The sequence below is a fragment of the Kosakonia sp. SMBL-WEM22 genome (genome assembly GCF_014490785.1).
Lineage (GTDB): Bacteria > Pseudomonadota > Gammaproteobacteria > Enterobacterales > Enterobacteriaceae > Kosakonia.
In genome coordinates this window covers 1,592,425-1,610,107 of record NZ_CP051488.1, presented here as the reverse complement: position 1 = coordinate 1,610,107, position 17,683 = coordinate 1,592,425, and the positions used below count along the sequence as shown (strand labels likewise).

13 protein-coding genes are annotated in these 17,683 nt (G+C 58.5%); 9 read left to right on the top strand and 4 right to left on the bottom strand.

Going from position 1 to position 17,683, the window contains the following annotated elements; all coding sequences use genetic code 11:
• Positions 1 to 63: 63 nt before the first annotated feature.
• Complete coding sequence (ybiB, locus tag HF650_RS07695) at positions 64 to 1,032, bottom strand: DNA-binding protein YbiB (protein WP_187801861.1); 969 nt, start codon at positions 1,030 to 1,032, stop codon at positions 64 to 66.
• A 25-nt stretch (positions 1,033 to 1,057) separates the two neighbouring features.
• Positions 1,058 to 3,199 (bottom strand): ATP-dependent DNA helicase DinG, encoded by a 2,142-nt coding sequence (dinG, locus tag HF650_RS07690; RefSeq protein ID WP_187801860.1) that lies wholly within the window; start codon positions 3,197 to 3,199, stop codon positions 1,058 to 1,060.
• A gap of 366 nt (positions 3,200 to 3,565) precedes the next feature.
• Between dinG and HF650_RS07685 the strand changes: the two genes are divergently transcribed.
• The 4 genes from HF650_RS07685 to HF650_RS07670 all read left to right on the top strand — a co-directional run bounded on the left by HF650_RS07685 (position 3,566) and on the right by HF650_RS07670 (position 9,279).
• Positions 3,566 to 4,402 carry a PRD domain-containing protein gene (locus tag HF650_RS07685; RefSeq protein WP_187801859.1) on the top strand — a complete coding sequence of 279 codons (837 nt, stop codon included), beginning with the start codon at positions 3,566 to 3,568 and terminating at the stop codon, positions 4,400 to 4,402.
• A 159-nt stretch (positions 4,403 to 4,561) separates the two neighbouring features.
• Complete coding sequence (locus tag HF650_RS07680; RefSeq protein ID WP_187801858.1) at positions 4,562 to 6,394, top strand: beta-glucoside-specific PTS transporter subunit IIABC; 1,833 nt, start codon at positions 4,562 to 4,564, stop codon at positions 6,392 to 6,394.
• 11 nt (positions 6,395 to 6,405) lie between these two features.
• A complete protein-coding gene (gene ascB / locus HF650_RS07675; RefSeq protein ID WP_187801857.1) occupies positions 6,406 to 7,878 on the top strand; it encodes a 6-phospho-beta-glucosidase in 1,473 nt (490 codons plus the stop codon).
• Between the two features lie 9 nt (positions 7,879 to 7,887).
• Positions 7,888 to 9,279 carry a family 1 glycosylhydrolase gene (locus HF650_RS07670; protein WP_187801856.1) on the top strand — a complete coding sequence of 464 codons (1,392 nt, stop codon included), beginning with the start codon at positions 7,888 to 7,890 and terminating at the stop codon, positions 9,277 to 9,279.
• Between the two features lie 657 nt (positions 9,280 to 9,936).
• Here HF650_RS07670 and rhlE read toward each other — a convergent pair.
• Positions 9,937 to 11,367, bottom strand: coding sequence for an ATP-dependent RNA helicase RhlE (gene rhlE / locus HF650_RS07665; RefSeq protein WP_187801855.1), 1,431 nt, complete (start codon positions 11,365 to 11,367; stop codon positions 9,937 to 9,939).
• Between the two features lie 282 nt (positions 11,368 to 11,649).
• On the opposite strand from rhlE, the gene cecR reads away from it, so the two are divergent.
• The 5 genes from cecR to HF650_RS07640 are packed head-to-tail and all read left to right on the top strand — an operon-like array spanning position 11,650 to position 17,290.
• Complete coding sequence (gene cecR, locus HF650_RS07660; RefSeq protein ID WP_187801854.1) at positions 11,650 to 12,324, top strand: transcriptional regulator CecR; 675 nt, start codon at positions 11,650 to 11,652, stop codon at positions 12,322 to 12,324.
• Positions 12,324 to 13,319 (top strand): secretion protein HlyD, encoded by a 996-nt coding sequence (hlyD, locus tag HF650_RS07655; protein ID WP_187801853.1) that lies wholly within the window; start codon positions 12,324 to 12,326, stop codon positions 13,317 to 13,319. The genes cecR and hlyD overlap by 1 nt, the downstream gene beginning before the upstream one ends.
• Positions 13,312 to 15,051, top strand: a complete 1,740-nt coding sequence (locus HF650_RS07650) for an ATP-binding cassette domain-containing protein (protein WP_187801852.1) — start codon at positions 13,312 to 13,314, stop codon at positions 15,049 to 15,051. The genes hlyD and HF650_RS07650 overlap by 8 nt, the downstream gene beginning before the upstream one ends.
• Entirely contained in the window at positions 15,041 to 16,174 is a 1,134-nt protein-coding gene (locus tag HF650_RS07645) for an ABC transporter permease (protein WP_187801851.1), read from the top strand. The genes HF650_RS07650 and HF650_RS07645 overlap by 11 nt, the downstream gene beginning before the upstream one ends.
• Positions 16,175 to 16,183: 9 nt before the next feature.
• Positions 16,184 to 17,290 carry an ABC transporter permease gene (locus HF650_RS07640; RefSeq protein ID WP_187801850.1) on the top strand — a complete coding sequence of 369 codons (1,107 nt, stop codon included), beginning with the start codon at positions 16,184 to 16,186 and terminating at the stop codon, positions 17,288 to 17,290.
• Here HF650_RS07640 and HF650_RS07635 read toward each other — a convergent pair.
• A complete protein-coding gene (locus HF650_RS07635; protein WP_187801849.1) occupies positions 17,243 to 17,662 on the bottom strand; it encodes a YbhQ family protein in 420 nt (139 codons plus the stop codon). The two genes, HF650_RS07640 and HF650_RS07635, sit on opposite strands and share 48 nt — an antisense overlap.
• Positions 17,663 to 17,683: the final 21 nt, after the last annotated feature.

The window sequence follows — 17,683 nt, the reverse complement described above, 5'->3', positions numbered from 1 at the left end:
ACCACCCTCATTGACCCTTATTGCCCTTTGCATGGCCCGTCCAGGATTGTGACGGGCTTTTTTTTATCCAAATGTCGCCGCGACGCGCGCCATTCCCTCTTCCAGCGTTTGCGCTTCGCCGCTCGCCACCAGGCAGCAGGCCAGCTGCACTTTTAATGACTCCGGTACCGCTTCGCGTCCGCTCAGGCAGTGCTCGATCCAGCGCGCGGTGCTGTCTGCATCTTTCGCCGCACCGCCGGAAGCAGGTTCAAGCGCCGCATCGCTGCGGGCAAAGAGTACGCGCTCACCTGCGGGATCGATAAGGTTCATCTGCGGGCAGCGCTGCGGGTTGGCATACACCTCCCCTTCGGTGCCCTGCATCAACAGGCCGCGCCCACCGATATCAGCAAAGAATTTCCCCACGCGGGTGAGGTACTCCGGGTGCGACACGCTGGAGAGGCGCAGCGCCGCCTCTTCGGCAAAGGGGGTCGCCAGCTTTGCCAGCGTATGCGCGCTGTTGCGCACGCCCATGCGCCAGCGCAGCCCCAATTGATCTTCCAGCGGTGGGCAGAGGGCGCTTACCGGAATATAGACCGGCTGATGCCCTTCCAGCTTCGCCTGCGCCTGTCCGGCAAGCGTCGTCGCTTCAATACCTAACAGGGCAAAAATGGTTTCGCTGACAACGCGGGTCGGATCTTCGCTAACGCCGTGCACCACCACCGGAAAACCCAGTTTGTTGAGCAGGATCGCCAGCAGCGGCGTCAGGTTTGCCTGCTTGCGCGCGCCGTTATAGCTCGGGATAACAACCGGCATCGGTTTCGCCACCGGCGGCGTTAGCTTCATGGTGCGATCCTGCATCGCCGCGTAGAAGCCACGCATTTCAGCCTCCCCCTCCCCTTTAATGCGCAGCGCAATCAGGATCGCGCCCATCTCCAGTTCCGGTACCTCGCCGTTGAGCATCCTCGCGTAGAGGCTGCGGGCGGTGTCAATATCAAGGTCGCGAGCGTGATTTTTCCCCCGGCCAACCTCTTTAATGATGGTGCGGTAATCCATGGACTCTCCTTGCGTGCTCACATCGTTAACGGCGCTTGCGGCGCTTCTGTTCTGGTTTCTTCACTATAACGTCAGGCATCGGCGGTTGGGAAATTGGAAATATTGGCAGTGCATCAAGCAGGCGTTTCCCATAACTCTTGGTCAATAGCCGCTTATCGTAGATCACCACTTCACCGCGACACTCATGGCTGCGGATCAGGCGCCCCACCTGCTGAATGAGGTTGAACGAGGCGCTTGGCAGGCTCTGCACTTCAAAGGGATAACGCTTAAGGCTTTTGAGCCACTCGCCTTCGGTGATCACCACCGGGCTGTCGATGGGCGGGAAGGCAATCTTATGGATATGTACCTGCGTGAGGTAATCCCCCTTCAGATCCAGCCCCTCGGCAAAGGATTGCAGGCCCACCAGCACGCTGCGCTCGCCGCCATCGATACGTTTTCGGTGCAGCTCCACCAGCCGGTAACGGGGCTGATCGCCCTGCACCAGCAGCAGCAGACGCAGGTCCGGCACGTAGGTGAGAAAGAGCTGCATCGCACGCTGGCTGGCGAAAAGCACCAGCATCCCGCGGTGCGCTTTGCTCTCCACCTGCTCACGAAACCAGGTCGCCATCTCGGCGATATGCTGCTCTTCGTTCTCCATCAGCGGCTCGTAGCGCATCTGCGGAATAGTGATCTTCCCCTGCTCGACATGGTTGAAAGGCGAGTCGAGGCTGACAAAGCGGTCGCCCGCTTTCTCTTTCAGGCCGCTCATCTCCTGCAGACGGTTGAAGCTATTGAGCGAGCGCAGGGTCGCCGAGGTGACGACGATATGCGGCACGCTGCGCCAGAGCAGTTTTTCCAGCTGGTCGCTGACACGAATGCCGACGCAGTGAAACTGCAGGTGCAACTGCCCGTCACGCACCTCGCGGGTGACCCATTTGGAGACCGGCGCGCCGGAGGCCTGCGCCATCGACGCCAGCCGCCAGAGCTTGCTCTGGCTCTCAAACATCCCCAGCGCCCGGTTCATCTGCAAAATCACCCGGTGCAGACGCACAACGTCATGGCTGCCGGTTTTCTCACTGAGATCGTTGAGAAACAGCTCCGCCAGCCCGCGCAGCATCTCGGTCAGTTTCGCTAGCCGCTGGCAGATCTCCATCACTTCATCCGGCAGTTCGCCCATTGTAAAGCGGTGCTCCGCCTCCTGCCCAGCGGGGAGGTAGAGATTGAGAATCGCATTGAGCGAAGAGATCAGCTCAAACAGCTCTTCGCAGTGGGCGTTAAGCCGCTCGGGGGTTGCCAGCGGCGGCAGGGTTTTCGGGCGAAACTGCTCCAGGCAGGTTGCGACCAGTTTGGTAAAGAGATCGAGTTGCAGCTGATACCAGCCGGCGGTGATCTCCGCTGACATCTCCAGCGCATCGCGGGCAACATCCGGCAGATGGTGGCCCTCATCAAGCACCAGCAGCAGGTTTTTCGGCTCCGGCAACACCGCTTCGCTCTCCATCGCCGCCATCACCAGCGCGTGGTTGGCAACCACCACTTCCGCTTCCTGGATCTCCCGACGCGCCACAAAGAAGGGACATTCGCGGTAGTAGTGGCAGTTGCGGTTCAGGCAGCCCGCTTTATCGGTGCTCAGGCGTCGCCAGAGATCGTCGCTGATGGCTTTATCGGTGTGATCGCGCAGGCCATCCCACTTGTAGCTGTCGAGATCGGCTTTCAGCGATGCGCAGCGCGTCTGCTCCTCTTTGTTGCCGGGCGTCAGTTCATCATCGAGAAAGGCCAGCAGATCCTGTTGATTGGGATCGCTGCTGGCGAGCGCGGCGAGATTGCGCGGGCAGACATAGCGCCCGCGGCCAAAAGCGGCGGTAAAGCGTAAATCGGGGATAATTTTGCGCAGCAGCGGCAGATCTTTACTGAAGATCTGATCCTGTAGCGCGACGTTGGCGGTGCTGACCACCAGCGTTTTCTGCTCTTCACGGGCAATCGCAATGCCCGGAATAAGGTAAGAGAGGGTTTTTCCGACCCCGGTCGGCGCTTCAATCGCCAGATGGCGGCCCTCATCGCCCGCCAGCGTTTTTGCCACGTCAGCAATCATCTGACGCTGCGGCGCGCGGGGGATAAAGTCCGGGATCTGTTGTTGCAACGCCTTATACCAGGCGGCAATTTGCGCTTTTAACGCGGCGGTAAGGGCCATTCGATAACCTGAAACACTGTATAAACGGCCACTATTGTGGCACTTTTTCACCCGCAGGGGCGAACGCTTTTTGCCGTTATGGAAGCCTGCTCGTAAATCGCGCGATAGGGTTCAACCGCTCACCAGGCTTACGGGCAGCGCTGCGCGTCAGGCAGACGATACTTTTCGCAAAGCCGATCACAAATTGGCAGATCCATTTATGAAACCGCTTCCCGACGCGTTGAACATTTATATGGTCAATGCTAGCTTTTTATCTGCATTACGCTTGTTACCGAATATCGGGCAAAACCTAAATGCAGACTGAGGGGATTGATCCGTCCCGGGCTGTATTTACGTTTTGCCCGTTTTTGTTTGCAGGAGTTGGCGATGCTGGTCAAACAAATATTAAATAATAACGTTGTCAGCGCCCTCGATGAGCACGGCTTTGAGGTAATTCTCACCGGGCGCGGCCTCGGGTTTAATACCCAAAGCGGTGACCGCGTCAATATGGACGCCATCGAGAAGATATTCCACCTGAAAGACTCCCAGCTCTCGGCCCGTTTTAAAGATCTGGTGAGCGAAGTGCCGGTGGAAATTGTCCAGTTAACGGCGGATATTGTCGCCCTCGCGCGCGAAACGCTGCCGCATAAATTGAGCGACGGGCTGTATGTCACCCTTGCCGATCACCTCCATTTTGCCCTCCAGCGCAGTGAAAAAGGCGAGAGTTTAGCCAACCCGCTGGAGTGGGAAGTGCGCCACTTCTACACCGCAGAGTACGCTCTCGGCCGCCAGGCGCTGGGGATGGTGGTGGCGCGCACCGGCACATTATTACCAGACAGCGAAGCGTGCAGTATCGCCCTGCATATTGTGAACGCCGGGCTGAACGATACGATGGGAAAAACCACGCAGATCACCCGGCTTATTTATCAGCTGCAGAATATCGTCAGATACTTTTTTACCCTGCCGCCCGATGAGCACACCCTTAATTACCAGCGCTTTATTACCCACTTAAAATTTTTCGCGCAGCGGGTGATTGCCGGGGAGGTATTAAACAACGATGACGAGGAGTTATTTGCCATGGTTGAGCGCCGCTACCAGACAACGCTGAAGTGCGTTAACGCCATCAGCGAGTTTGTCGGCAAACATTATCACCACACCATGAGCAACTCCGAGAAGCTTTATCTGACCGTGCATATCGAAAACGTGGTGCAGCGGTCGGCGTAATTCACCCGGCAGGCAGATATGCCTGCTACGTGAAAAAATGAATTCCATCCAGGCTTGTTACTGTTAAATCAGGCAAACCCCAGAGGAAACAAGGTATCGGCCATGGCCGGTGTTTGTTGATGACGCCAGAAAATCGGGCGTCTGTCTGGAGGAATGAGCATGAACTACCCGCAAACCGCGCAGAAGATCATTGCGCACATCGGCGGCAAGGAGAATATCCTGTCGCTGTTTCACTGCATCACCCGCCTGCGTTTTCTCCTTCATGACCATGACAAGGTCGACCGCGCGGCGCTGGAAGCGCTGGATGGCGTGATCGGCGTGAATATCTCCGGCGATCAGTACCAGTTGATTATCGGTAATGAGGTCGCCCCGCTCTGCGAAGCGCTGCTCGCGCAACTCCCCGGCGTCTCCTCCAGCGCCAGCAGCAGCAAACGGCGTAACCCGGTGTCGGTGGTGCTGGAGGGGTTATCGAGCATCTTCTCACCGATCATTCCGGCGATTGCCGGGGCCGGGATCCTGAAAGGGGTGCTGGCACTGATGGTCGCCATGCAGTGGCTTCAGACCAGTAATCAGACTTACCAGATCCTGCTCGCCATCAGCGATGGGGTCTTCTACTTTATGCCGCTGGCGCTGGCCTTCAGCGCCGGGAATAAGTTTGGTGCTAACCCCTATGTTGCCGTGGCACTCGCTGCTACCCTCTTCCACCCGGCGATCCAGACGCTGTTTAAATCCGGTGTGCCGGTGAGCTTTCTCGGCCTGCCGGTGCCGACGGTCAATTATGCCTCGACGGTGATCCCGATTCTGCTGGCGGTGTGGCTGTTAAGCCGGGTGGAGAAGCTGATTGACCGCATCATGCCCGGCGTGCTGAAAACGATGTTTGTCCCGCTGCTAAGCCTGGTGATTGTCGCGCCGATTACGCTGATGGTTATAGGGCCGCTGGGTATTTTCGCTGGCAATGCGCTCTCCGGCGGCATTATCTGGCTGGTGGAGAATATGGGCATCGTCGCGGGCGTGGTGGTGGGCGGCACGCTGTCGATGATTATCATTACCGGCATGCACTATGTGCTGGTGCCGATCATGATCAACAACATTAGCACCATGGGCTTCGACCCGTTCAAAATCCTCTTTTATGTCGCCAACCTCGGCCAGGCGGGTGCCGCTTTCGGCGTGTTTATCCGCGCACGTGATAAGAAGCTGAAGTCGCTGGCGCTCTCCACCAGCTTCAGCGCGATGATGGGCATCACCGAACCGGCGATGTATGGCGTCAATATCCGCTACAAACGCCCCTTTGCCGCCGCGCTGCTGGGCGGCGCGATTGGCGGCGGCTTTGCCATGGCGATGGGGGTGAAAACCTACGCCTTTGCCCTCAGCGGCTTGCCCGGCCTGCCAGCGCTGGTCGGCCCGACCTTTCTCTGGGCGGTGGTCAGTATCGCGCTCTCCTTTGTCTCCGCCGCCGTGCTGACGGTGATCCTCGGTTTTGAAGAGAAGGTGGTGGCGGGCGTCAGCCCGGTGAAGATCGCGCGCGAGGAGGAGCGGCTCTTCGCCCCGGTCAGCGGCACGCTAAAACCCCTCAATACCCTGAGCGACCCGGTCTTTGCCGATGAGATTTTCGGCAAAGGTCTGGCTATCGACCCGAGTAACGGCGAGCTGCGTTCCCCGGTCAACGGCAAGGTCGAGTCGCTGTTTGAAACCCACCACGCGCTGGCGCTGGAGAGTGACACCGGTGCCGAGATCCTCATCCACATCGGTATTGATACCGTGAAGCTCGGCGGCAAGCACTTCACCAGCCATATTGAGGCCGGACAGAACGTCGAAGTGGGCGATCTGCTGGTCAGCTTCGATCTCGCCGCCCTGCGGGCAGAGGGGATCGATCCGAGCGTGATCGTGGTAGTCACCAACAGCGAACAGTACGGCGATATCAGCCCGGTAAAAACAGATGGCGATGTCGCCAGCCGGGACGCATTTCTCACATTGACCGCAAGCGCGGCATAAGGAGCACACCAGTGGCTTATTCGAAATCATTTCCGGAAGGGTTTTTATGGGGCGGCGCAACGGCGGCCAATCAGCTTGAAGGGGCATGGAACGTCGATGGCAAAGGGCTCTCCGTCTCCGATGTCTACACCTTCGATATCAACACCCCGCGCGAGCGCTGGCTCGATCAGTGGCTCGGCATGACCCACGCGCAGGTGCGCGAAGCGCAGGATCCTGACAGCAAAAAATACTACCCGAAGCGCAAAGGCAACGACTTCTACCACCACTTCAAAGAGGACATCGCGCTGTTCGCCGGTATGGGCTTTACGTGTTTTCGTATGTCGATTGCCTGGACGCGCATCTTCCCGCGCGGCGATGAGACCACGCCCAACGAAGCAGGCCTGGCGTTTTATGATGAGGTGTTCGACACACTACGCGCGCACGGCATCGAGCCGATTGTCTCGCTCTCCCACTACGAGATGCCGCTGGCGCTGGTTACCGATTACGGCGGCTGGCCGAACCGCCAACTGGTCGATTTTTATGTCCGCTTCGCCACCACCGTCTTTACGCGCTATCGCAAAAAGGTGAAGTACTGGATGACCTTTAACGAGATCAACTGTGTGAAGCATCACCCCTATGTCAGCGTCGGGGTGATTGAGGAGGACAACCCGCATCTCGAGCAGGATAAGTACCAGGGCGCGCACCACCAGTTTGTTGCCAGCGCGCTCGCCACCAAAGCGTGCCACGCCATTATTCCCGGCTCGCAGATGGGCTGCATGATCAGCTACCAGATGCTCTATCCGCACACCTGCCACCCCGATGATTTGCAGGCCTGCGAAGAGATGCAGCGCGTCTCCCTTTTCTTCAGCGACGTGCAGGCGCGCGGTTACTACCCCGCCTACACCGATCGGATGCTGGCGGAAAAAGGGGTGACACTGCAAAAAGTGGTGGGTGATGATGAGATCCTGCGCCAGCACCCGGTCGATTTCGTCTCGTTCAGTTACTACATGTCGAGCACCGTCAGCGCCAACCCGGCATTGCATGACGGTGCAGAAGGCAACCTGATCACCGGGGGTATTCGTAACCCGCACCTCACTACCAGCGAATGGGGCTGGCAGATCGATCCGAAAGGGCTGCGGCTGGCGCTCAATCAGCTCTATGACCGCTACCAGAAGCCGCTGTTTATTGCCGAGAACGGTCTTGGCGCGGTGGATACCGTCAACCCCGATGGCTCTATTGATGACGATTACCGTATCGACTACCTGCGCCAGCACGTGGTGCAGATGCAGGAGGCGATTGCCGACGGCGTCGATCTCTTCGGTTACACCTGGTGGGGGCCGATTGATGTGGTGAGCGCCGGGACGGCGCAAATCTCCAAGCGCTACGGCTTTATCTATGTCGATCAGGATGATATGGGCAACGGCAGCCAGGCGCGCTCGCTGAAGAAAAGCTACCACTGGTATAAAAAACTGATCGCCTCCAACGGCGAAGACTTAGCGGATTAAGGAGCGGATATGTCTGTTTTTCCAAACGACTTTTTATGGGGCGGCGCGATTGCCGCCAATCAGGCAGAAGGCGCGTGGGATGAAGATGGCAAAGGGCCCTCTATCGCCGACGTGGTGCGCGGCGGGATCGCCTCCGGTAAACATGATGCGGTGATCGACCCGAACCTCTACTACGCCAGCCACCAGGCGGTCGACTTTTACCATCACTACAAAGAAGATGTGGCGCTCTTCGCCGAGATGGGATTCAAATGCTTTCGCACCTCGATTGCCTGGTCGCGCATCTTCCCGCGCGGGGATGAGACCACGCCCAACGAGGCGGGGCTGCAATTTTACGACAACCTGTTTGATGAGCTGCTGAAGTACGGCATTGAGCCAGTGATCACGCTCTCCCATTACGAAACGCCGCTGGCGCTCTACCAGGAGTATGGCGGCTGGAAAAACCGCCAGCTTATCGACTTCTTCACCCGCTACTGCGAGACGGTGTTCCGCCGTTATCAGGGTAAGGTCAAATACTGGATGACCTTTAATGAGCTGAACAACATGAACCGCATGCCGTTCGCCACCGGCGCGGTGGATGTTGACGCCAGCCCGCAGGAAATTTGGCAGGCGAACCACCATCAGTTCGTTGCCAATGCGCTGGCAAATAAGCTCTGCCACGAGATCATGCCCAATGCGCTTATCGGCTGTATGTTGTCGCTGAGCACCGTCTACCCGGCGAGCTGCAACCCGGAGGATATCTTCTCGACCATGCAGCTGCGCCGCCGCTCGCTGCTCTTTTCCGATGTGATGATGCTGGGCGAGTATCCGGCTTACGCTAAACGGCTGCTGAACGATCTGGGGGTGAAGCTGGAGACGGCAGAGGGCGATATGCAACTGCTGAAGGCGTACCCTTCTGATTACCTCGGCTTTAGCTACTACCGCAGCGTGCTGCACCAGGCGGGCGGGCAGTTCCGCGTCGATACCGGCGGCACCGCCGGGCTGGATAACCCATTCCTTGAGAAGACCGAGTGGGGCTGGCCTATCGATCCCCTTGGTTTTCGTATCGTCTGTAATGAGCTGGCGGATCGCTACCGCAAGCCGCTGTTTATCGTTGAAAACGGCTATGGCGGCGTTGATGAGGTGGAGACCAACGGCGAGATTAATGACCAGGCGCGCATCGATTATGGCCGACGCCATATTCAGGCGATGGCCGAGGCGATCGCGGATGGCTGCGAGATTATGGGCTACACCTGGTGGGGACCGATTGATATTGTCAGCGCCGGCACCGGCGAGATGAAAAAGCGCTACGGCTTTATCTATGTCGATAAAGATAATGAGGGCAACGGTACGCTCAAGCGCAGCAAGAAGCGCAGCTTTAGTTGGTATCAGCAGGTTATCGCCAGTAATGGGGAGGTGTTGTAGGCCGGATAAGCGTGTAACGCGCCATCCGGCAATCGTTGCGGCACGTTGCCTCGGTGGACGGGGTTCTGTAGGCCGGATAAGGCGTAGCCGCCATCCGGCAATGGGTCTGGCATTTGGCATTTTGTGGAACGGTTCCGTTCACCAGGCGCTGGGGAGTTTCATTAACCTCTTATGCGGTGAACGGGACAAGGGGGGAACCGCTCCCCCCTTGTCAATCCCCGCGGCCCCGCGAGGAAATCGGTGCTGCGCACTGCGCTCACCTCCCGCGTGCCTGACTGCGGCCGGCTCGACTCGACCTGCTCGCCCGTTCCTGGGCTCGCTCCCTGTCTCGGTTCGCCTCTGTCCGCCATCCATGGCGTCCAGACCTTGTCATTCACGCTTCGGTTCGCCGATTTCAGCGGGGGTCAACACCGCCGCTGTAATACCGCAGGTAAAAGCAAAAACGGTGTCGCTGGAACTGCGTTTTGGTAGGCCGGATAAGGCGTAGCCGCCATCCGGCAATTGGTGCCGCGGGGAGAATGCCGGATGGCGCGTAAACGCTTATCCGGCCTACGCCGTTTCAGCGGCACCATAAAAAAACCGCCATCCGGCGTAATGCCCGATGGCGGCTTTGGGTGCCGGATATCCTAAACTTACCCGGCCTGAACGAAAACAGATTTACGCAGAAGCGGGTTTACGCGGACGGCGACGACGCGCGCCGTTGTTTGCCGGTTTCGCTGCCCCGCCATCAAGACGGCGATTGCCCACGGGCTTCGCGGCACCGCCTTCCGATTTCGCGGCTCCGCCGTCGTTACTGCGACGCGGATGACGCGCTTTCTGCCCTTCACCTTCGCTGCGGCGCGGCGCAGACTGGCTGCGACCGCCGCCACCGCCCTGCCCGCGTCCACCGCCGCCCTGACGGCCGCCGTTCTGACCACGGCCATTCTGGATCGGCTCCGCTTTAATTGATGGATCCGGCTCATAGCCTGCAACGGCAATTCGCGGGATCTCTTTTTTCAGCAGACGCTCAATGTCGCGCAGCAGTTTGTGCTCATCGACACAGACCAGCGACAGCGCTTCGCCGGTGGCGGCAGCGCGACCGGTACGCCCGATGCGGTGTACATAATCTTCCGGCACGTTCGGCAACTCATAGTTGACGACATGCGGCAACTCTTCGATATCCAGGCCACGCGCGGCGATATCCGTTGCTACCAGCACACGAATCGAACCAGATTTAAAGTCTGCCAGCGCGCGGGTACGTGCGCCCTGGCTCTTATTACCGTGGATCGCCGCACTGGTGATGCCATCTTTGTTCAGCTGTTCGGCCAGATGGTTAGCGCCATGCTTGGTACGGGTAAAGACCAGCACCTGCTGCCAGTTACCTTCGCCAATCATCTGCGACAGCAGTTCCCGCTTGCGTTTCTTATCCACAAAGTGAACGTGCTGCGTCACCTGCTCGGAAGCGGTGTTACGGCGCGCAACTTCGATTTCCAGCGGGTTGTGCAACAGTTTTTCTGCCAGCTGTTTGATCTCATCCGAGAAGGTCGCGGAGAAGAGCAGGTTCTGGCGTTTCGCCGGCAGCTTCGCCAGCACGCGGCGAATATCGTGGATAAAGCCCATATCCAGCATACGGTCAGCTTCATCCAGCACGAGAATTTCCACGCTGTCGAGCTTCAGGGCATTTTGGTGTTCAAGATCGAGCAGACGACCCGGGGTAGCCACCAGGATGTCAACGCCGCCGCGCAGTTTCATCATCTGCGGGTTGATGCTGACGCCGCCGAAGACGACCATCGAACGAATATTGAGGTACTGGCTATACTCCTGCACGTTCTCGCCCACCTGCGCCGCGAGTTCACGGGTTGGGGTCAGGATTAGGGCGCGTACCGGACGGCGGCCTTTCGCGTGAGGCTGGCTCTGCACCAGACGTTGCAGCAGGGGCAGCGTAAAACCAGCGGTTTTACCGGTGCCGGTCTGGGCGCTGGCCATCAGATCGCGGCCTTGCAGCACCGCAGGGATCGCCTGCTGTTGAATAGGGGTCGGCTGGTGGTAACCCTGCTCCGCAACTGCGCGCAGGATATCCGGATTCAGGCCAAGGGCATCAAATGACATAACAACTCCGCACCGCCCCGACCTGTCACAGGTGTAGTTTTCGAGGAGATAATAGGTAGACTGATGACAAAAACCACAATGTCATGAAGGTGCTGAGTGTATCAGCTTTTGTGATCCGGCGCATAAAATATCCCACGTCAATGTCTCAGCAAGATATCTTCCCGCTTCATTCTCTGAAAAAGGGATAAATTTAGCCCCCCTCACATTTCCTGCGCAAAAATTGGACAACTTTTTTTCTCCGTCGTAGAGTTAATCAATCGATTGATTAATTTTATAACCCCTATGAATAACACACCGACCACCACTAAAGGCGAACAGGCCAAAAATCAGTTGATTGCCGCCGCCCTTGCGCAGTTTGGCGAGTATGGCCTGCATGCCACCACGCGGGATATCGCCGCCCAGGCCGGGCAGAATATCGCTGCAATCCCCTACTACTTCGGCTCGAAAGAGGATCTCTACCTCGCCTGCGCGCAGTGGATTGCCGACTTTATCAGTCACCATTTTCAGCCCCACGTACAGGCCGCCGAGGCGCTGTTCGCCGAGCCTGAGCCAGACCGCCCGGCTATTCGTGCGCTTATACATCGCGCCAGTAAAGAGATGCTCACGCTGCTGACCCATGATGAAACGCTCAATCTGAGCAAATTTATCTCCCGCGAGCAGCTCTCCCCAACTCGCGCATATCAGATCGTGCATGAGCAGGTGATCGACCCGATGCACCAGCATTTGACGCGCCTGCTCGCCGCCTACACTGGCCAGGATGCTGACAGCACGCAGATGGTGCTGCATGCCCACGCCTTAATCGGCGAGATCCTCGCTTTCCGCCTGGTGCGGGAAACCATTTTGCTGCGTGCAGGCTGGACGCAGTTCGACGAAGAGAAAACGGAAATGATCTTTCAAGTCATCACCTGCCATATCGATTTTATTTTGCAGGGATTAACGCACAGGAGTCCGGAGTGATGAAAAAGCGTAGCGTTGTGGTGTTACTCAGCGTATTGCTGGTGGCGATGCTCGCCGGCGGTTGGTACTGGTATCAAAGCAGGCAGGACGACAGCCTGACGCTGTATGGCAATGTTGATATCCGCACCGTGAATTTAAGTTTTCGCGTCGGCGGGCGGCTGGCGGCGCTGCAGGTGGATGAGGGCGACAGCGTAAAGGCCGGGCAGAAGCTCGGCGAAATCGACCGCGCGCCTTATGAAAATGCCTTGTTGCAGGCCAAAGCCAACGTCTCTACTGCCGAAGCCAAATATGCGTTAGCTACCGAAGGCTACCGCGCCGAGGAGATCGCCCAGGCCGCCTCTGCCGTCAGCCAGGCGCAGGCGGCGTATGATTACGCGCAGAACTTCTACCAGCGCCAGCAGGGGCTATGGAAAACAAAAGTGATTTCGGCAAACGATCTGGAGAACGCCCGCTCGTCGCGCGACCAGGCGCAGGCGACGCTGAAATCGGCACAGGATAAGCTGCGCCAGTTCCGTGCCGGTAACCGCCCGCAAGAGATCGCCCAGGCGAAAGCGGGTCTCGAACAGGCGCAGGCCGCGCTGGCTCAGGCAGAGCTTGATCTCCAGGACACCACGCTTCTCGCGCCGGGCAACGGCACGGTGCTGACCCGCGCCGTCGAGCCGGGCAGCATGCTTAACGCTGGCAGCAGCGTATTAACGCTGTCGCTGACCCGCCCGGTGTGGGTGCGCGCCTATGTCGATGAGCGCAACTTACACCAGGCACGGCCTGGCGCTGAAATTCTGCTCTACACCGATGGCCGCCCGGATAAGCCCTATCACGGCAAAATCGGCTTCGTCTCGCCGACCGCCGAATTTACCCCGAAAACCGTTGAGACCCCGGATCTGCGTACCGACCTCGTCTATCGCCTGCGCATTATCGTCACCGATGCCGATGATAACCTGCGCCAGGGCATGCCCGTGACGCTGCGCTTTGACGGCGAGGCGCGTCATGAATGAGCGGACTATTCAGCTCGACGGGCTGGTAAAAGAGTTCCCCGGCATGGAGAAACCCGCGGTGGCGCGGCTGGATTGTGAAATCCAGGCCGGTTACGTTACCGGGCTGGTCGGCCCGGACGGGGCGGGCAAAACCACACTGATGCGCATTCTGGCCGGGCTGATGAAGCAGAACGCGGGACAGGTGCGCGTACTCGGCCTCGATCCCATCGACAACGACAGCGAGCTGCACGCCGTGCTCGGCTATATGCCGCAGAAATTTGGCCTCTATGAAGATCTGACGGTGATGGAGAACCTCATCCTCTATGCCGATCTGCGCAGCGTCACCGGCGAGAAGCGCCAGCAGATGTTTACCCGCCTGCTGGAGTTTACCTCCCTCGCCCCCTTTACCGAGCGGCTGGCGGGCAAACTCTCTGGCGGCATGAAACAGAAGCTGGGGCTGGCCTGTACACTGGTCGGCGATCCAAAGGTGTTGCTGCTTGATGAGCCGGGCGTCGGGGTCGACCCCATTTCGCGGCGTGAACTGTGGCAGATGGTGCATGAACTGGCGGGCGACGGGATGCTGATCCTCTGGAGCACCTCCTATCTTGATGAAGCGGAGCAGTGCCGGGATGTGCTGCTGATGAACGAAGGCGAGCTGCTCTACCACGGCGAGCCAAAAGCGTTAACCCAGAGCATGGCCGGGCGCAGCTTTCTGCTCACCAGCCGCGATGAGAATAACCGCCGCCTGCTGCGGCGCATTCTCAGGCTGCCGCAGGTGAGCGACGGCGTGATCCAGGGGCGCTCGGTGCGCATGATCCTGAAAAAAGGGGCCGATGTGCAGGCGATTAACGCCGCGCCAGAGATGCCGCCGCTACAGATTGAGGAGACCGCCCCGCGCTTTGAAGATGCTTTTATCGACCTGCTGGGCGGTGCGGGTGCCGCCGAGTCGCCGCTGGGTGCCATTCTCCACTCAGTAAAGGGAGACGCCGAAGAGACGGTGATTGAAGCGAGATCGCTTACCAAAAAGTTTGGCGATTTCGCCGCCACCAACGAAGTCAACTTTGCCGTGAAGCGCGGCGAGATCTTTGGCCTGCTCGGCCCGAACGGCGCGGGAAAATCCACCACCTTCAAGATGATGTGCGGCCTGCTGGTGCCGACCGCCGGCCAGGCGCTGGTGCTGAATATGGATCTCAAGGTCAGCTCGGGCAAAGCGCGCCAGCGCCTCGGCTATATGGCGCAGAAGTTCTCCCTCTATGGCAACCTGACGGTGGAGCAGAACCTGCGCTTCTTCTCCGGCGTCTACGGCCTGCGCGGCAGCGCGCAGCGGGAGAAGATGGCGCGGATGAGTGAAGCGTTTGGTCTGGAAACTATTGCCCGCCACGCCACTGATCAACTGCCGCTTGGCTATAAGCAGCGCCTGGCGCTGGCCTGCTCGCTGATGCACGAGCCGGACATTCTTTTTCTCGATGAACCCACCTCCGGCGTCGATCCCCTCACCCGCCGCGAGTTCTGGCTGCATATCAACAGCATGGTGGAAAAAGGGGTGACGGTAATGGTCACCACCCACTTTATGGATGAGGCGGAGTATTGCGACCGCATCGGGCTGGTCTACCGCGGCAAGCTGATTGCCAGCGGCACGCCGGACGAGCTGAAAGCGCAAACCGCCGATGACAACCACCCGGATCCGACCATGGAGCATGCGTTTATCACGCTGATTCAGAACTGGGATAAGGAGCATAGCAATGCGCATTAACGCCCTCTCCTGGCGGCGCGTACGGGCGCTGTGCGTCAAAGAGACGCGGCAGATCGTGCGCGACCCGAGCAGTTGGCTGATTGCGGTGGTGATCCCGCTGCTGCTGCTGTTTATTTTTGGCTACGGCATCAACCTCGACTCCAGCAAGCTGCGCGTCGGCGTGCTGCTTGAGCAGCGCAGCGAAGAGGCGCTCGACTTTACCCATGCGCTCACCGGCTCGCCCTATATTGATGCCACTATTAGTAGCGATCGCCAGCAGTTGATCGAGATGATGCAGGCCGGGCGCATCCGCGGCCTGGTGGTGATTCCAGTCAACTTCGATACGCAGATGACAAGGCCTGGCGAGGTGGCACCGATTCAGGTGATCACCGACGGCAGTGAACCGAATACCGCCAACTTTGTGCAGGGCTATTTACAAGGGATCTGGCAGCTCTGGCAGGCGCAGCGCGCGGAGGATCGCGGCGAGACCTTTACCCCGCTGATCGATGTGCAGACCCGCTACTGGTTCAACCCGGCGGCCATCAGCCAGCACTTTATTATTCCCGGCGCGGTGACCATTATTATGACGGTGATTGGCGCGATCCTTACCTCGCTGGTGGTGGCGCGCGAGTGGGAGCGCGGCACCATGGAGGCACTGCTCTCCACCGAAATCACCCGCGCCGAGCTGCTGCTCTGTAAGCTTATCCCCTACTACTTTCTCGGCATGCTGGCGATGCTGCTCTGTATGCTGGTGTCGGTCTTTATTCTCGGTGTGCCCTATCGCGGCTCGCTGCTGATCCTGTTTCTCTTAAGCAGCCTGTTTCTACTCAGTACGCTCGGCATGGGGTTACTCATTTCGACCACCACGCGCAACCAGTTTAACGCCGCACAGGTGGCGCTGAACGCCGCGTTTCTGCCGTCGATTATGCTCTCCGGCTTTATCTTTCAGATCGACAGTATGCCGGCAATCATTCGGGCGGTGACCTATATCATCCCGGCGCGTTACTTCGTCAGCACGCTGCAAAGCCTCTTTCTGGCGGGCAATATTCCGCTGGTATTGACCATTAACATGCTGTTTTTGGTGGCCTCCGCCGTGATGTTTATCGGCCTGACGTGGCTGAAAACCAAACGCAGGCTGGATTAAGGAGAAGCCATGTTTCACCGTTTATGGACGCTGATCCGCAAAGAGTTGCAGTCCCTGCTGCGCGAGCCGCAAACCCGCGCCATTTTGATCCTGCCGGTAGTTTTTCAGGTACTGCTTTTCCCGTTTGCCGCCACCCTTGAGGTGACCAACGCCACTATCGCTATCTATAACGAGGATAACGGCAGACACGCGGTGGAGCTGACCCAGCGCTTTGCGCGCGCAAAGGCCTTTACCAACGTGCTGCTGCTGCACAGCCCACAGGAGGTCCGCCCGACGCTGGATACGCAAAAAGCGCTGCTGCTGGTGCGCTTCCCGGCCGATTTTTCCCGCGATCTCGACAGCGGCAAACCGGCGCAGATGCAGCTGATCCTCGACGGACGTAACTCCAACAGCGCGCAGATTGCCGCCAACTATCTTCAGCAGGTGGTTAAGGATTATCAGCAGGAGCTACTGGCCGGGCAGCCGAAGCCGAACAACAGCGAGCTGGTGGTGCGCAACTGGTATAACCCGAATCTCGATTACAAATGGTTTATCGTGCCGTCGCTGGTGGCGATGATCACCACCATTGGTGTGATGATTGTCACTTCGCTGTCGGTAGCGCGTGAGCGGGAACAGGGCACCTTCGATCAGTTATTGGTTTCGCCACTCGCCACCTGGCAGATCTTTATCGGCAAAGCGGTACCGGCGCTGATTGTCGCCGCGTTTCAGGCCACGATTGTGCTGCTGTTCGGCATTCTCGCTTATCAGATCCCGTTTGCCGGATCGCTGCTGCTCTTCTACTTCGCGATGCTGGTTTATGGTCTCTCGCTGGTCGGTTTCGGGCTGCTGATCTCATCATTTTGCGAAACGCAGCAGCAGGCGTTTATCGGGGTATTTGTCTTTATGATGCCGGCGATCCTGCTCTCGGGGTATGTTTCGCCGGTGGAGAATATGCCGGTGTGGTTGCAGGATTTAACCTGGATTAACCCGATCCGCCACTTTACCGATATCACCAAGCAGGTCTATTTGAAGGATGCCAGCCTGGAGATTATCTGGGGAAGCCTCTGGCCGCTGATAGTGATTGCCCTCTCAACGGGCACTGCGGCCTACGCCATGTTTCGTTGCCACACGGCCTAACCGCTTCTCTTTGGTTAAGAGTGAGACCATCGCCGGGCCGCCAAGGATCGCCAGCCCGGCGAGGGCAAGCAGATAGTTATTTTGCAGCACCCGCGAGAGCAGCCAGATGGCAATAAGGGATGCGCCAAAATACCAGGTGGTGGTTAGCTCCTCCAGCACATCGCCGATACCGCGCCAGCCAGCATCATGGTGGCGCTGGAAAAAGAGCATCAGCAGCACGGTGACGCCATAAAGGACACACAGCCCTAAACCTACATGCACCAGTCTGCCGCTCATCCAGCCCATTATCAGTATCGCCACAATCATCAAATGCAACATAATCTGCCAGCAACTCAGGCCTGTTGCGACACGAACACGTTGTTGCCACTTCATGGCATCTCTCCGCAAGGATTT

What these genes read in the sequence shown, in the direction of transcription:
- HF650_RS07685 (WP_187801859.1), top strand. Translation starts at nt 3,566, where the DNA reads ATGCTGGTCAAACAAATATTAAATAATAACGTTGTCAGCGCCCTCGAT.
- dinG (WP_187801860.1), bottom strand. Translation starts at nt 3,199, where the DNA reads ATGGCCCTTACCGCCGCGTTAAAAGCGCAAATTGCCGCCTGGTATAAG.
- ybiB (WP_187801861.1), bottom strand. Translation starts at nt 1,032, where the DNA reads ATGGATTACCGCACCATCATTAAAGAGGTTGGCCGGGGGAAAAATCAC.
- cecR (WP_187801854.1), top strand. Translation starts at nt 11,650, where the DNA reads ATGAATAACACACCGACCACCACTAAAGGCGAACAGGCCAAAAATCAG.
- HF650_RS07635 (WP_187801849.1), bottom strand. Translation starts at nt 17,662, where the DNA reads ATGAAGTGGCAACAACGTGTTCGTGTCGCAACAGGCCTGAGTTGCTGG.
- HF650_RS07645 (WP_187801851.1), top strand. Translation starts at nt 15,041, where the DNA reads ATGCGCATTAACGCCCTCTCCTGGCGGCGCGTACGGGCGCTGTGCGTC.
- HF650_RS07650 (WP_187801852.1), top strand. Translation starts at nt 13,312, where the DNA reads ATGAATGAGCGGACTATTCAGCTCGACGGGCTGGTAAAAGAGTTCCCC.
- HF650_RS07670 (WP_187801856.1), top strand. Translation starts at nt 7,888, where the DNA reads ATGTCTGTTTTTCCAAACGACTTTTTATGGGGCGGCGCGATTGCCGCC.
- hlyD (WP_187801853.1), top strand. Translation starts at nt 12,324, where the DNA reads ATGAAAAAGCGTAGCGTTGTGGTGTTACTCAGCGTATTGCTGGTGGCG.
- HF650_RS07640 (WP_187801850.1), top strand. Translation starts at nt 16,184, where the DNA reads ATGTTTCACCGTTTATGGACGCTGATCCGCAAAGAGTTGCAGTCCCTG.
- rhlE (WP_187801855.1), bottom strand. Translation starts at nt 11,367, where the DNA reads ATGTCATTTGATGCCCTTGGCCTGAATCCGGATATCCTGCGCGCAGTT.
- HF650_RS07680 (WP_187801858.1), top strand. Translation starts at nt 4,562, where the DNA reads ATGAACTACCCGCAAACCGCGCAGAAGATCATTGCGCACATCGGCGGC.